The 15695-nt window shown below is 66.0% G+C and carries 10 protein-coding genes; 8 read left to right on the top strand and 2 right to left on the bottom strand.

Annotated elements, in window-relative coordinates:
• Positions 1-192 precede the first annotated feature (192 nt).
• The 4 genes from RAD10_RS10370 to RAD10_RS10355 all read left to right on the top strand — a co-directional run bounded on the left by RAD10_RS10370 (position 193) and on the right by RAD10_RS10355 (position 5147).
• Positions 193-1791, top strand: a complete 1599-nt coding sequence (locus RAD10_RS10370) for a GMC family oxidoreductase (protein WP_461617371.1) — start codon at positions 193-195, stop codon at positions 1789-1791.
• A 7-nt stretch (positions 1792-1798) separates the two neighbouring features.
• On the top strand, positions 1799-2245 hold the full coding sequence (locus RAD10_RS10365) for a hypothetical protein (RefSeq protein WP_461617370.1): 447 nt from the start codon (positions 1799-1801) through the stop codon (positions 2243-2245).
• 92 nt (positions 2246-2337) lie between these two features.
• Positions 2338-3357: a S1C family serine protease gene (locus RAD10_RS10360; protein WP_461617369.1), complete on the top strand. Its 1020-nt coding sequence runs from the start codon at positions 2338-2340 to the stop codon at positions 3355-3357.
• Between the two features lie 59 nt (positions 3358-3416).
• Complete coding sequence (locus RAD10_RS10355) at positions 3417-5147, top strand: FAD-dependent oxidoreductase (RefSeq protein ID WP_461617368.1); 1731 nt, start codon at positions 3417-3419, stop codon at positions 5145-5147.
• A gap of 266 nt (positions 5148-5413) precedes the next feature.
• Here the strand turns inward: RAD10_RS10355 and RAD10_RS10350 are convergent, their stop codons facing one another.
• Entirely contained in the window at positions 5414-8890 is a 3477-nt protein-coding gene (locus tag RAD10_RS10350) for an indolepyruvate ferredoxin oxidoreductase family protein (RefSeq protein ID WP_461617367.1), read from the bottom strand.
• A 166-nt stretch (positions 8891-9056) separates the two neighbouring features.
• Here RAD10_RS10350 and RAD10_RS10345 point away from each other — a divergent pair, with 166 nt between their 5' ends.
• The 3 genes from RAD10_RS10345 (at position 9057) to RAD10_RS10335 (ending at position 12779) form a co-directional block, all read left to right on the top strand.
• Positions 9057-10016 carry a hypothetical protein gene (locus tag RAD10_RS10345; protein ID WP_461617366.1) on the top strand — a complete coding sequence of 320 codons (960 nt, stop codon included), beginning with the start codon at positions 9057-9059 and terminating at the stop codon, positions 10014-10016.
• Between the two features lie 386 nt (positions 10017-10402).
• Positions 10403-11101, top strand: coding sequence for a cysteine hydrolase family protein (locus RAD10_RS10340; protein WP_461617365.1), 699 nt, complete (start codon positions 10403-10405; stop codon positions 11099-11101).
• A gap of 10 nt (positions 11102-11111) precedes the next feature.
• Positions 11112-12779: a regulator gene (locus tag RAD10_RS10335; RefSeq protein WP_461617364.1), complete on the top strand. Its 1668-nt coding sequence runs from the start codon at positions 11112-11114 to the stop codon at positions 12777-12779.
• Between the two features lie 78 nt (positions 12780-12857).
• Here RAD10_RS10335 and RAD10_RS10330 read toward each other — a convergent pair whose 3' ends face one another.
• Positions 12858-13862, bottom strand: a complete 1005-nt coding sequence (locus RAD10_RS10330; RefSeq protein WP_461617363.1) for a helix-turn-helix domain-containing protein — start codon at positions 13860-13862, stop codon at positions 12858-12860.
• 164 nt (positions 13863-14026) lie between these two features.
• Here RAD10_RS10330 and RAD10_RS10325 point away from each other — a divergent pair, with 164 nt between their 5' ends.
• Entirely contained in the window at positions 14027-15685 is a 1659-nt protein-coding gene (locus RAD10_RS10325; RefSeq protein WP_461617362.1) for a hypothetical protein, read from the top strand.
• The last annotated feature ends 10 nt before the right edge of the window (positions 15686-15695 follow it).

Raw genomic sequence — 15695 nt, 5'->3', positions numbered from 1 at the left:
GCTATCGATTGCTCGTGCGCCTGTTCCTAGCATCCGGATGTGGCGATACCAATGGTCTGCACCCTGCGAAGTGCGACATTCCGGCCCCGCGGCTTTACTCCCCGCCCGCTCTGACCCTATCGTTCGCAGGCCTTGCGGACCGTGCAGGTCGAATCGCCCGGGAAGCGGCGAGGGCGGGAGGAAAAAGTTGCGATGAAAGACCCCGTGGACGTCCTGATCATCGGCGCCGGCGCTTCGGGCGCGGCGGTGGCGTGGTCGCTGGCCGAGACCAAGATGCACATTCTCTGCCTGGAGCAGGGCGGCTGGATGAACCCGGCGGAATATCCCAGCACCGGCCGCGACTGGGAGGCCAAGTTCTACGGCGAGTGGTCGTCGAGCCCGAACGTGCGCGGCCGGCCCGAGGACTATCCGATCAACGACGACAATTCGCCGATCAAGGTTGTAAACTACAATGCGGTCGGCGGCTCCACGGTGATGTACACCGCGCACTGGCCGCGGCTGCATCCCTCCGATTTCAAGGTGAGGACGCTGGACGGCGTCGCCGACGACTGGCCGATCGATTACGACGCGCTGACCCCGTTCTTCGAGGAGAACGATCGGATCATGGGCACGTCGGGACTATCGGGCGATCCGCTGTCGCCGCTGACGCATCCGCCGATGCCGCAACAGCCGCTCGGATTGTCCGGCGCCATCATCGGCAAGGCCATGAACAAGCTCGGCTGGCACTGGTGGCCGTCGGATACGACGGTCGCGACGATGGATTATGAGGGCCGGTCGCGCTGCATCAATCTCGGCCATTGCACGCCGGCCTGCGCGCAGGGCGCAAAGTCGTCCACCGACATCACCTATTGGCCACAGGCGATCCGCGCCGGCGTCGAGCTGCGCACCCATTGCCGGGTGCGCGAGATCACCACCGACGAGAGCGGTATGGCTTCGGGCGTGGTCTATTACGACAAGGACGGCATCGAGCAGTTCCAGCCCGCGCATGTCGTCATCATCGCCTGCAACGGCGTCGGCACGCCGCGGCTATTGCTGAATTCGGCGTCCTCGCGCTTTCCGAACGGCCTTGCCAATTCGTCCGGCCTCGTCGGCAAGAATTTGATGTTCCATCCCTACGCGCAGATCTACGGCTATGTGAAGGAGCCGACCGATAGCAACCGCGCGCCGCCGACCTGCCTGTGGAGCAAGGAGTGGTACGACACGGACCCCTCGCGCGGCTTCGTGCGCGGCTATGGCGTTCAGTTCGTGCGCGGGGCCGGACCGGTGTTCGAGGCTGTCGTCAGCGAGCAAAAGGGCATTCTGCCCTGGGGCGAGGATCATCACCGCGTCTTCCGCAAGCTGAACGGCCATCGGCTCGGATTTTCCGCGATCTGTGAGGATCTGCCGGAGGAGCATAATCGCGTCACGCTCGATCCCGTCCTGAAAGACAGTCACGGCATTCCCGCGCCGAAGATCGACTACACGATCAGCGAGAACAGCCGGAAGATGATGGAGCATGCGCTGGCGCGCGGCCGGGAGGTTTTGGAGACCGCGGGCGCCACCGATATCTGCATCAACTCGCCGATCCCCTGGGGCGGTTGGCACCTGCTCGGCACCGCGCGGATGGGCGCCGATCCTGAAAGCTCCGTGGTCAATGAATGGGGCCGCACGCACGACGTCAAGAATCTCTTCATCGTCGACGGCAGCATCTTCGTCACGTCGGGCGGCGTGAACCCGACCTCCACCATCCAGGCCCTCGCGCTCTACATCGCCGACCAGATGAAGCAGCGCCTCGCCAATTTGTTTGATTAAGGCCGCCATGTCCGCAGACAATCTCACGCGCACCCAACGCGACGACCTCCGCGGCATCGCCGCGATGATCGTTCCCGCCAGCGACGAGTACAAGGTGCCCGGGGCGGACGATCCCGCGATCCAGGCAGACATGCTGGCGACGCTTGGCCGCGACACCAAACTGGTCGCGGCGGCGCTGGACCATCTGGCGCAACTGGCAGGATCGCCGCTCGCCGAGCTCGATGCCGCCAGGCGTGATGCGGTGGCGCAGGAGTTTCGCAAACACGGCGGCGTCGCCGCCGCGACGCTCGTCCGCGTCGTGCTGCAATGCTACTACCGCGACGACCGCGTGCTGGGTTCGCTGGGGATCGAACTGCGGGCGCCATTCCCGAAGGGCCATGTGCTTCCGGATGGGGACTGGTCGCTGCTCGACCCGGTGAAGGCGCGGGCCGGTACGCTCAGGCGGGCGCCCTAGCCATCTGGGCAGTCCAGCCTTGCGCGCCCGGCTGGCACCTTGCGCGGCCGGGCACAGGCCACCATCTGTGTGAGCCTTCAAGGACTCTTGCCATGCTGGATTTCACCTCAGATATCGTCGATGACGCCGCGTCATCGCGAACGACAGCATCTGCGCCGGCCGATGACCGGGCGTTGCTGGACGCCTATTCCAATGCCGTGATCGATGTGACCGACCGGGTCGGCCCCGCAGTCGTGCGTGTCGAGACCGGGCCAAAAGTGCCGAACGGCCGTGAGCGCGGCGGGCTCGGCTCGGGCATCGTGATCTCGCCTGATGGCCTCGTCCTCACCAACAGCCACGTGGTCGGCACGTCGAAGGAGATCCGGCTGCGCGACGTCGAGGGCCATGTCGGCGAAGCCCAGGTGCTCGGCGTCGATCCCGACACCGACCTCGCGCTCTTGCGTGCCAATGGCGTGCGTGACTTGCCCTATGCCGCGCTCGGCAATTCCAAGACGCTGCGCCGCGGCCAGCTCGTGATCGCGATCGGCAATCCGCTCGGTTTCGAATCGACCGTGACTGCCGGGGTGGTCTCGGCGCTCGGCCGCTCGATCCGCTCGGTCAGCGGCCGCACCATCGAGGATGTGATCCAGACCGACGCCGCGCTCAATCCCGGCAATTCCGGCGGGCCGCTGCTGTCGTCGAATGCCGAGGTGATCGGTATCAACACCGCCATCATCAACGGCGCGCAAGGCATCTGTTTCGCGGTTGCCAGCAACACCGCGCAATTCGTGCTGTCGGAGATCATCCGCCACGGCTATGTCCGCCGCGCCTATATCGGCGTCGCCGGGCAGACCGCGCCGGTGCCGCGGCGGCATGCGGTGCTGGCCGGCATCGAAAACAAGATGGGCGCGCTGCTCGCGCAGATCGAGCCGGATGGTCCGGCGGCGAAGGCGGGCCTGTTGCCCGGCGACGTCGTCATCAGGCTCGACGGCGTGGAGATCAACGGCGTCGACGATCTAATCCGCGTGCTCGACCGCGACCGGATCGGCCGGCGGCTCGCGATGGACGTGCTGCGGCTCGGCCGCCTGCGGGCGATCGATATCGACCCGATCGAGCGCAAGCCGCAGCGCTAGCGCGGGACGGGCGAGGCGGGGTATGACGGTGTCATGCCTCGCCTTCGGAAACCCGCCGCATGATGCCGGCACACGAGACCTACGACGTCATTGTCATCGGCGCCGGTGCCGGTGGCATGACGGCGACGGCCGTGGCCGCTGCGCAAGGCCTGCGCGTGCTGGTGATCGAGAAGACCGCGTTCGTCGGCGGCACCACCGCCTGGTCTGTCAGCATGGTCTGGATTCCCGCCAATGCCAGGATGAAGGAGGCCGGGCTTTCCGACAGCGTCGCGGATGCCGTCCAATATCTGTCGAGTACGGTGCCCGAGCCCGCCAATGCCGGCCTGCGCGCCGCCTTCCTCGCGCGCGGGCCCGAGGCGATCGCCTATCTCGAAGCCAACACGGAAGTTCGCCTCCAGCCGGTGAAGGCCTGTCCGGATTGTTATCCGGAGCGGCTGGGCGCAACGGCTGGCGGCCGCGTGCTGGAGCCGGTCGGTTTCGATGGCACGCGGCTGGGCGACGCTTTTGTGCGACTGCGGCCGCCGCTGCCGGAGTTCAACCTGTTCGGCTGGATGATGATCGATCCTCTCGACGTTCCGCATTTGCGCAGTGTTGGAAAATCGCTGCGCTCGACCCTGCGAGCGGCGCGGCTGGTTTCCGCGTATGCGTTGCAACGGCTGCGCAGCCCCCGTGGAACGTCGCTGCATCTCGGCAACGCACTTGCCGCGCAGCTCTACGCTTCGCTGCTGGCGCGGCAGGTTGAAGTTCTCTTCAGCGCCGACGTCGAAGACCTCTCGATGCAGGGCGACCGCGTCAGCGGCGTGGTGATCCGTCATGGCTCCCGCGACCGGCCGATCGCAGCGCGCCGCGGCGTGGTGCTGGCGACCGGCGGCTTTTCGCACGATGCCGTGTTGCGCAAACGCTTCTTCCCGGCTGGCGCCGGTTTTATCTCGGCGGCCAGCACCTCGGCGACGGGCGATGGACTTCGCCTCGCAGCCACGGCCGGTGCCGCGCTCAACACGGACGCATCCAGCCCGGCCTATTGGGTGCCGGCCTCGCTATTCCGGCGCAGGGACGGAAGTCGCGGCGTTTTCCCGCATACCGTGACCGACCGCGCCAAGCCCGGCGTGATCGCGATCAACGCAGTGGGCCGGCGTTTCGTCAACGAGGCGCTGTCCCACCACGAGTTCGTGCTCGCCATGCTCCGTCATGGCGATGGCGATCCGGACCGGCCGTTCTATTTGATCTGCGACCGCCGGTTCCTGTGGACCTACGGCCTCGGCCGCATCAAGCCGTTCACGCGCAGCTATCGGCGCTATGTGGTGAGTGGTGAGTTGGTCGAGGCGCCTGATATCGCGGGACTCGCGGCGAAGATCGGCGTCCAGCCGACGGTGCTGGCGGCGACGATCGCGAGCTACAACGAAGGTGCGAAGGCGGGGCGCGATGGCGAATTTGGCCGCGGCAGCACTATCTACCAGCGCCATCTCGGCGATATCAGCCACAAGCCCAATCCCTGCGTTGCGCCGATCGTCCGCGCGCCGTTCTTCGCGATGCGCATCCATCCGGCTGATCTCGGCACGGCCATCGGCATGAAGGTGGACGCCCAGGCCCGCGTGCTGCGCGCGGACGGAGCGCCGATTGCGGGCCTCTACGCCTGCGGCAATGACATGGGCTCGATCATGAACGGGAATTATCCGGGACCGGGGATCACGCTGGGGCCGGCACTGGTGTTTGGATATATCGCAGGAAGGCATTTGGCGGAGGGGAGCGTCACACGTGAGACCGCTGCAGGCGTGTCGGCGTCGGTTTAGCTATTTCCACCGCTGTCATGTTCCGCGAAAGCGGGGCATCCAGTACGCCGCGGCCCATCGGTTCAATCGCAAACGCCTCGGAGTACTGGATCGCCCGGTCCCGGCTCCGCCAAGGCTACGCCGAGGCCCACACGAGCGCTTGGCACGCCGAAGCTTCAGCGAAGGCGGCAAGCCGGGCGATGACACTGAGTATGTGGCGAGACTCTGGATTGCTTCGTCGCAAGGGCTCCTCGCAATGACGTGGAGAAAGCCTGCGTTCTTAACCTCTACTCCGCCGCCGCCGCAAAACGGCTGTTCTCCAGCTCGGCCTCCAGCCGCGCCGTCTCGGCGGCCGCCAGCTTGATATTGGCCTCCTTGACGTGGCCGAAGCCTCGGATGGTCTCCGGCACCCTCGCGAGCCTTGCCAGCAGCGGGATCTGCTCCGCTTTCAGCCCCGCGATCCGCTGATCGATCATGCCGAGATAATCTTCAACCAGCTTCCGCTCGGTCCGGCGCTCCTCGGTGCGGCCGAACGGATCGAGGGCGCTGCCGCGCAGGAACTTGAGTTTGGCGAGAACGCGGAAGGCATGGATCATCCAGCCGCCGAACTCCTGCTTCTGCAGCCGGCCCGTCGTCTTGTCGCGCTGTGCGAAGATCGGCGGCGCCAAATGGTATTTCAGGGTGAAGTCGCCGTCGAATTTCTCCGAGACCTTCTTCGCGAAGCTGCCGTCGGTGTAGAGCCGGGCGACCTCGTATTCGTCCTTGTAGGACATCAGCTTGAACAGGTTTTTCGCGACGGCCTCGGTCAGCTCGGTTGATGCGGACAAGGCGGCCATTTCCGCCTTGCGCACCTTGGCGATCGCCGCAAGGTAGCGGTCGGCATAGGCCCTGTCCTGATAGCGAGTCAGGAATTCCGCGCGCGTCGTGATGATGTCGTCGAGCGACTTCGTCGGTGCCGCCACTCGGCTCTTGAATTGGAGCACGCTGCGCACCCGCGACATGTCGTGGGCGGCGAGCCGGCCCCAGGTGAAGGCGAGCTTGTTCATCTCGATTGCGGCACCGTTAATCTCAATGGCGCGCAGCAGCGCCTCCAGCGACAACGGGATCGCGCCCTTCTGGAAGGCAAAACCGAGCATGAAGGGGTTGGTCGCGATGCTGTCGCCCATCAGCGCGGCGGCAATGCCGGTGGCATCGATGATATCGAGGTTCTTGTCTCCGACGGCGTCGCGCAGCACGGTCTGCATCGTGCCCACCTCGAAGTCGAGATCGGGATTTTGCACAAAACTTGCGGTCGGCTGCAGATCGGCGTTGATGTAGGCTTTAGTCACGCCGCGTTCGGCGCGGCTGAGCGCGGTGGGGCCGGCCGAGACAATCATGTCGCAGCCGAGGATGACGTCGGCGCCGCCGGTGGTGATGCGCACCGCGGAGATGTCTTCAGGCCTCCGTGCGATGCGGACGTGGCTCATCACGGCACCGTTCTTTTGCGACAGGCCGGTGAAGTCGAGCGCCGAGCAGCCGCGGCCGTCGACATGGGCGGCCATGCCGAGCAGGGCGCCGATGGTGATGACGCCGGTGCCGCCGATGCCGGTGACGAGGATGTTGTAGGGCGCGTCCAGCTCGCGTGCGGGCGGCAACGGCAAATCGGCGAATAGCTGGCCGGAATCGACGGCCGAGGTCTTCATGCGCTTCAGCGAACCGCCATGTACGGTGACGAAACTCGGGCAAAAACCTTCGACGCAGGAAAAGTCCTTGTTGCAGTTCGACTGGTCGATCTGGCGCTTGCGGCCGAACTCGGTCTCCAGCGGTTGCACCGAGACGCAGTTGGAGGCCTGCGAGCAATCGCCGCAGCCCTCGCAGACCAGCTCGTTGATGAAGGCGCGCTTGGCGGGATCGGGATAGAGGCCGCGCTTGCGGCGGCGGCGCTTTTCCGCGGCGCAGGTCTGGTCGTAGATCACGACGGTGAGACCCTTGATGTCGCGCAGCTCGCGCTGCACGGCATCGAGCTCGCGGCGGTGGTGGATGGTCGCGCCTTGCGGGAAGTAATTTCCTTGCGGGTACTTGCCCGGATCGTCCGAGACGATGGCCAGGCGCTTGACGCCCTCGGCCCAGACCTGATGCGCGATCTGCGCGACGTTGAAGGCGCCTTCGGCGGGCTGGCCGCCGGTCATCGCGACGGCGTCGTTGTAGAGGATCTTGTAGGTGATGTTGATGCCGGCGGCGGAGGCGGCGCGAAGCGCAAGCAGGCCGGAATGGGTGTAGGTGCCGTCGCCGAGATTCTGGAAGATGTGCGTCTCGGTGGTGAAGGGCGACTGGCCGATCCAGTTCACGCCTTCGGCGCCCATATGCGAGATCAGATCGGTGCGGCGCGTCGGCATGCTCAGGGCCATGCCGTGACAGCCGATGCCGGCCATGGCGCGGCTGCCTTCGGGCACGCGGGTCGAGGTGTTGTGCGGGCAGCCCGAGCAGAAGAATGGCGTGCGAGCGAGCTTGATCTGGGTGCTGGTGGTGACCGGATTGTCGAAGGCCTCCAGCCGCGCCAGCCGCTGCTCCAGCACCGGGCTGTGATGGCCGAGCTTGCGTAAGCGTGCCACCAGCGCGCCCGCGACGATGGTCGGCGTCAGTTCGCCTTCGCTCGGCAGCAGTGGCGCGCCGCGCTCGTCGCGCTTGCCTGTGATCGTCGGGCGCCTGGACGCATCGATATTGTAGAGGATGCGCATCAGCTGGTCTTCGATGAAGCCGCGCTTCTCCTCGACCACGAGCACGTCTTGCAGACCCTCGGCGAAACGCTTGGCACCGCTCTCCTCCAGCGGCCAGGTCATCGCGACCTTGTAGATGCGAAGGCCCAGATCCTGCGCGTCCTTGTCGGTAATGCCGAGATCGGCGAGCGCCTGGCGCAGATCGAGATAGGCCTTGCCGGTGGCGACGATGCCGAGCCGTGCCGGCTTTGAATCAAGCACGATGCGGTCGAGTTGGTTGGCGCGGGCAAAGGCCTGCACCGCCGCCATCTTCGGGCCGAACAGGCGCCGCTCGGCATCCAGCGGCGGATCGGGCCAGCGGATGTTGAGGCCGCCGGGCGGCATCTCGAAATCCTCGGGCAGCACGATCTTGATGCGTTCAGGGTCGCTGTCGATCGACGCCGAGCTTTCCACGGTCTCGCTGATCGCCTTGAAGCCGACCCAGCAGCCGGAGAAGCGCGACAGCGCGAACCCATAGAGGCCGAGATCGAGATAGTCCTGCAGCGTCGCCGGATTGATCACCGGGATCAGCGCCGCCGCGAACACCTGCTCGCTCTGATGCGCCAGCGTCGAGGACTGGCAGCCGTGGTCGTCGCCGGCCAGCGCCAGCACGCCGCCATTGAGCGCGGTGCCGGCCGCATTGGCATGCTTGAGCGCATCGACCGAGCGATCGACGCCGGGGCCCTTGCCGTACCAGATGCCGAAAACGCCATCGACCTTGGCGCCGGGAAACAGGCCGACCTGCTGGCTGCCCCAGACCGCGGTCGCCGCCAGATCCTCGTTCAAGCCAGGGACGAAGGCGATGTCATGCTGTTGGAGGTGCGACTTCGCGCGCCACAGCGCGTGGTCGTACATGCCGAGCGGGGAACCGCGATAGCCGGAGATGAAGCCGCCGGTGTTGAGGCCCTGGAGCCGGTCGCGTTCGCGCTGCAACATGGGCAGGCGAACCAGGGCCTGTGTGCCGGACAGGAAGATCCGCTTCGATTCGAGCCGGTATTTGTCGTCCAGCTCGACCTGCATCAGCGTCATTTCGGAGGTCCTTGTTCTTCTTGGTTCGGCGGGGATTTTGCGCCGCGGAAAGAGAGGCGGCTTGCGAAGCGGGTGTTGCCAGTCAAAAGCATGGACAGGCGAAGTCAATATCGCTGGCCGCATCCGTGGCGGTCCTGTTAGTCATGGCTGCCTGTGGAGGAAAGCCATGACCACAAACGCATTCGAGACCGAGATCACCGAGACCGCGAAGACGCTGATCGGCCCGTGGCGTAAGCCGCGCCAGATGCTGCAGGCGCAAACTTACGATGCGCACGCCTCCATCCACGACGACGCCACCGCCCAGAAGCTCGGCTTCAAGGGCGGCACCATCGAAGGCCCGACGCATTTCAGCCAGTTCGCCCCGCTCGGCGCGCAGCTGTGGGGACGCGCCTGGTTCGAGACCGGCTGCCTGTCCGCGCATTATCGCAGCGTGTGCTATGAAGGTGGGGACGTGCAGGCGATCCTGTCGAAGCCACTGCCCGGGACAAGCCAGTGCCAAATCCAAATGGTCAAGCGCGATGGCACGGAGGTGCTGCGCGGCTCGGCGTCCGTCGGCGAGCCGCACGCCGCGACGGCGCTGGAGGCGCGCCTCGCCGAGCTCAGGCCGCTCGCCGACCCCGTGATCCTGCGCGACGTCAAGGTGGCGCAGACCGGCAAGCGGCAGACGGTCCGCATGACGTTCGATCAGACCATGGGCGACCTCTATCCCTTCTCGCTGAGGCAGAAGCTCGCTGTCATCACCGAAAACTCGCCATACTATTCGGGCGCCGACAACTCTTCTTTGAACCCTTGGGGCAGACCGATCATCCCGATGGAGATGCTGAGCGTGCTGTTCCAGTATCGCTCGAAGGACGATCCGCTGCCGGCCAAGGGGCCGGCCGTCGGCCTGTTCGCCGATCAGGAGATCCGGCTGATCAAGGGCCCGCTTTTCGTCGACGAGGACTACGAAGTCGAGCGCGAGATCGTCGCGCTTTCCGGCAGCCGCCGCACCGAAAGCGCCTGGGCCAGGACGCGTGTGTTCGACAAGGTGGGCAGCATGGTGGCCACCATGCTGCTGAACATGGCGACGATGAAGGACTCCTATGCGCCGTACGAGGAGGAGTATCGGCAGCTGTATGGGGCGTAGGGGCGAGCCGCGAGTGCTTCGCCTCTCCCCGCTCGCGGGGAGAGGCCGGATTGCATCGAAGATGCAATCCGGGTGAGGGGGACTCTCCGCGAGTCCGTCTCTCACCGTGATTGCGAAGGCAGCCCTCACCCCGACCCTCTCCCCGTAAGAACGGGGAGAGGGAGAAGAGAGAGCGTCGCGCCGGAATGACGGCGGAGGCCGCCCATCCTTTAAGCAGATGCACGCCGCGAAGCCGTCGCACAGGGAATATGCAGATGCCGATCGCTTGCGTAACCTTCTGACCACACAACGAATTCTCTCGCCGCCCACGCTCCACCGCAATTGTACACAATGGCACGGCGCTTGCAGAACTCCGGCAAGGAGAGTTCTCGCGAGGGGCGGGCGTCATGCTGGACTCGAGCAAGCCGACATTGGGCGTCATCAACGCCGAGCCCGAGCCGATCAAGCTCGACTGGCCGAGCACCGCGCTTCTCATCATCGATATGCAGCGCGACTTCATGGAGCCCGGCGGCTTCGGCGAGACGCTCGGCAACGACGTCAGCCAGCTTGCGCGCGCGGTGAAGCCGATCGGCACCGTGCTGACGGCGGCGCGCGACACCGGCATGCTGGTGATCCACACCCGCGAGGGCCATCTGCCCGATCTCTCCGACGCGCCGCCGGCGAAAGTCGAACGCGGCGCGCCGTCTTTGCGCATCGGCGATCCCGGCCCGATGGGCCGCATCCTCATCCGTGGCGAAGCCGGTCACGACATCATTCCCGAGCTCTATCCGCTCGACAGCGAGATCGTGATCGACAAGCCCGGCAAGGGCGCGTTCTACGCCACCGAGCTCGGCGACGTGCTGGCGAAATACGGCATCGAGAATTTGCTGGTGTGCGGCGTCACCACCGAAGTCTGTGTCAACACCACGGTCCGCGAGGCCAATGACCGCGGCTACCGCTGCGTCGTCATGTCGGACGGTTGCGCGTCCTACTTCCCCGAGTTTCACGAGATGGGCCTGAAGATGATCAAGGCCCAGGGCGGCATCTTCGGCTGGGTCGCAACCTCAGCCGCAGTCCTGGAGGCAATGAAGGTTTCGACCACATAGGGGTATTCTCATGAGCACATTGACGGGGACGGCCGGCAAGTCTGAGATCAATACGTCCGAGTTCAGGCCGGCACTATGGACATCGGGCGACTGGAATGCGTTTTTCGGCTTCGGCACCAACATCCTCGTCAACATGCTGGTGCTCACGGGGCTCCTGCGTTTCGTTTTGAAGATGCCGGACAGCCTGGTGTTCGGCCGCATCCTGCCCGCGCTCGGGCTGATGATGTGCCTCTCGACCTTCTACTACGCCTACCTCGCCTATCGTCTGGCGCAGAAGACCGGCCGCAACGACGTCTGCGCGTTGCCCTCGGGCGTCAGTGTGCCGCACATGTTCATCGTCACCTTCGTGATCATGCTGCCGATCACGCTGAAGACCGGCGACCCGCTCAAGGGCTGGTCGGCCGGCCTGGTCTGGGTATTCTTCCAGAGCTTCATTCTCATGATCGGCGGCTTCATTGCGCCGTTCATCCGAAAGATCACGCCGCGCGCGGCACTGCTCGGCACGCTTGCCGGCGTTTCCGTCACCTTCATCTCGATGCGCCCGGCGCTTGAGATGTACATGACGCCGCAGATTGGTCTCGTCTGCTTCGCCATCATCCTGGTGAGCTGGTTCGGCGGCGTGAAATATCCGCGCGGAATCCCCGCGGGCCTCGTCGCGATCGCGGCCGGCATGATCATCGCCTGGGGCTCGAACCTGTTCGGGCTCGGTCTCGGCGGCTTGAGCGTGAAGGGCGTCGGCGATGCCTTCGCCAATTTCGGCTTCTCGGTGCCGATTCCCGCCGTGGGCTACGTGTTCTCCGGCTTCGAATTCCTCGGCATCATCCTGGTCACCGCCATTCCGTTCGGCATCTATGACCTCGTCGAAGCCATGGACAATGTCGAGAGCGCGGAAGCCGCCGGCGACGAATATCCGACCACGCGGGTGCTCACGGCCGACGGCGTCGTCAGCCTGATCGGCTGTCTGATGGGCAATCCCTTCATCAACGCTGTCTATATCGGCCATCCCGGCTGGAAAGCGATGGGCGGCCGCATCGGCTACTCCGCCGCAACCGGCATCATGGTGATCGTGCTGGCCTGGTTCGGCATCATCTCGGTGCTGCTGGCGCTCGTGCCCGTGGTCGCGATCTCGCCGATCCTGCTCTACATCGGCATGCTGATCGGAGCGCAGGCGTTTCAGACCACGCCGGTCAAGCACGCGCCCGCGATCGTGCTGGCGCTGACGCCGCATCTGGCCGCCTGGGCCAAGCTGCAGATCGACACGATGCTGGGCTCGACCATGAATGCAGCGGCCACCGTTGGCGGGATGGCGGCGGACAAGGCGGACGCGGTGAAGAGTGCTGCGATCGCCGCGCTGCCGCAGCAGGGCGTGTTCTACCACGGCCTGGAAGTGATGGGCGGCGGCTCCATCCTCGGCGGCCTCATCCTGGGCGCGATCGGCGTCTTCATCATCGAGCGCGACTTCGAGAAGGCCTCAGGCTTCGCGCTCGTCGGTGCGGTCCTGACCTATTTCGGCTTCATGCATGGCGAGGCCGTCGGCATCGGCGGCGGATTCGGTGTCACGCCCGCCGTTGCGCTAGCCTATGCCGCGATGGCCGCCGGCCTGTTCGCGGCCAGCAAGCTCGGCGCCAGCGAGCACTATGCTGCGCATCCGGAGCTGTCGGCCGCGCCGGCGGAGTAGGAGAAGCGAAGCGGAGATTGCGGCCGGGCGGGGTTATGCTGCCCGGCCGTTTCCTTTCGAACCGCACGACATGGCAAGTCAACCGAGCTGGTTGATCCACTCGCGGAATAGCTCCGGGCCAGCGTCGACGGCAGCTGCGAGATCGCGGGAGTCGCGTGCTGCGCGCGGCGAGTAGCCGAAGCGTTGCCGGAAGCTGCGGCTGAAATGGGCCTGGCTCACGAAGCCGAATTCAGCTGCGATCTCCGCATTCCAGCGATGTTCGTCGGCGTCATCCAGCAGCACATGGATCGCCTCGAGCCGTCGTCCGCGGATGTAATCTGCGACGCCCGCCAGCGGTGTGAAGACCCGATAGAGCACCGAGCGCGACACGCCGATCTCGCGGCAGATGGTTGCCACCGAGAGATCGGGGTGACCGAGGTTCTGATCGATGAAACGGCTGGCGCGATGAAGGATGGCGATGTCGCGCCGGGCGAGCCCTTGCTCGCGCGGCCGCGCGGCCATGCCAAAGCATCCGCGCAGCAGCCCGAGCGTCGTCTGCACCGCCTCGGGCGCCTCATTCGCGTCCATCGCCGGAAGCCGTCGTCGCAGCAGTCCCATCTGATCGGCGAGCACGCGGCCGGCGGCGCCGTCGAGGACGAGCCCGTGCAGGTCGAGACCATCGAGCGCCGCGCTGACGATCGCATCGCGCTCGACGTCGAGGCTGATCGTATCGGTCGCCGTGGCGATGCCATCAAAGGGCCGGGTCAGGTCGAGCACCAGCACCTGGCCGGGGCCGGCCGAGATCGGCTCGCCGTCGACCTCGCCGCTCCAGGCGCCGCGACGGAGCAGCAGCAGCGCGAATGAGTTGCGGCCATCGGCCTGCGCCAGCGCGGCGGAGCGGGTGAAGCGCACGGGCCCCATCCTGGTGGATGCGGTCACCAGGCCGCCCAGCAGCCAGGCCTCGGCCAGAACCTCGAAGTCGTCGCTGGCCGTGCCCTCGGGGACCGACACCTCGTAATGCGTGAGAATCGCGCGGTAGCGGTCGAGCCGCTCGGCGGCGGGCAGCTCCGCTGTATCGAAACGCAGATACGGAATTTTCGTCATGCCGGGCCGCTCCCTTCGGCAGTTGGTCTGCAAATTGGGACGATCAGGCAAGTTTCCACGTCGTCGAACCGCAGTCTACGGACATGAATATTCATATTATCGCGCGCGGGCCAGACGTGAGTGTTTGCCGGCCCGCGCAATTTGCAATGACGTGAAGGTGAGCGATGGATAGACGGGGGGCGGGTCTTGCGGTGTGGTTGGCCCTGGGGCGGACCAGCGAGACAGCGGGACGAACGCTGCAGGAGGTGACGCGGCGGCAAACGTGGCCGGCTGCGATGTGTGCGGTGGCGGCGCTCGTGCTGGCCGCGGTCGTCGACGTGTCATCCGCGCAGGCACAGTTCGTCTGCGCCGACGCCAGCAACAGCACCGGCGGCGCTGTCGCCGTTGCCGCCGGAGGCACGGCGTGTGGCGCCAGCAGCGCGGCGGGCGGTGCATCCGGCACGGCCTATGGCGCCTCCAGCACCGCCTCAGGCTATAATGCTCTCGCCGTCGGCGCTTCTAGTCAGGCGACCAACGCGCAGACCACCGCGATGGGATTTGGCGCCCTCGCGATCGGTCAGCACGCCTCCGCCGCCGGGGCGCAGAGCGCGGCAACCGGCTACGAGAGCACCGCCTACGGCTATGTGAGCAGCGCGACCGGCAATCAAACCGTGGCCGTTGGCGCCAACAGCAGTGCACCCGGCTGGTACTCGACGGCGGTGGGTGCCGACTCCCGGGCGTCCGGCGACTTCGCAACTGCGACCGGTGGCCGGAGCACCGCGACCGGCCTGTCCAGCTCGGCCTACGGCGAGGACAGCTATGCCTATGCCGACAGTTCGGTGGCGGTCGGTTCGTGGGCGGTCGTCAACGCCGGCAGCACGAGCGGAACGGCTGTCGGCAACAACACCACCGTGACCGGCGTCAACAGCACCGCGGTCGGTGCGTTCAACAGCGTCACCGGCACCAACAGCGGCGCGTTCGGCACCGGGCAGACCGTGCGCGGCAATGGCAGCTACGCCATCGGCGACCCCAATACGCTGAATGGCAACGGCAGCTTCGTGCTGGGCGACAACAACACCGTCAACGGCACCAATCAGGCCGGGCGGGGCGACAACGTCAATGTGGTCGGCTCCAACAATGCGGTGGCCGGCACGGCGGGCGCTGCGGGGTCCTCCGTGTTCGGTTCCGGCAACGCCGTCAATGCGCCCAATGCGCTGGTGATGGCGAACGCGGCGACCGTGACCGGCTCAGGCGGCATCGCGATCGGCAACAGCGTTTCGGTCGCCGGTGCCAATGCAGTCGCCGTCGGCAACAATTCCAGCGCCGGCTTTTCCAATTCCGCCGCCTTCGGCAATGGCGCCACGGCGACCCGCGCCAACCAGCAGACGTTCGGCACGGCCGGCAACACCTACACCATGGCCGGCATCACCTCGTCGGCGAGCAAGGCCGCGCAAAGCGGCGCGGCGCAGCTCGTCACCTCCGATGGCGCCGGCAATCTGGCGACCACGACGCTTGCCAATCTCGGCATCGCATCGGCCAGCGATCTCAGCGCCATCAATGGCCAGCTCGCCAGCATCAACGGCCGCCTCGACGACCTCAGCAGCCGGACCAGCAAGGTGACCAGCGGCGTCGCCATGGCCTTTGCCATGGCCGGCGTGCCGACGCTGCTGCCGAATGAGAGTTTTGCCGTGACCATGAACTACGGGACCTTCGAGCGGGCCAACGGTCTCGCGTTCAACGCGGCACTACGTCTCAATCAGAACATGCAGTTCAACGGTGGAATAGGTTACGGACCCGACCAGCGGGTCGCCGGCGGACGCGTCGGCTTGCGCATGGGCTGGTGAGGAATGATTG

The sequence above is a fragment of the Bradyrhizobium sp. 23AC genome, from assembly GCF_054863025.1.
The sequence above is the reverse complement of the archived record's forward strand: the minus strand, read 5'-3'. Positions and strand labels throughout refer to the sequence as shown.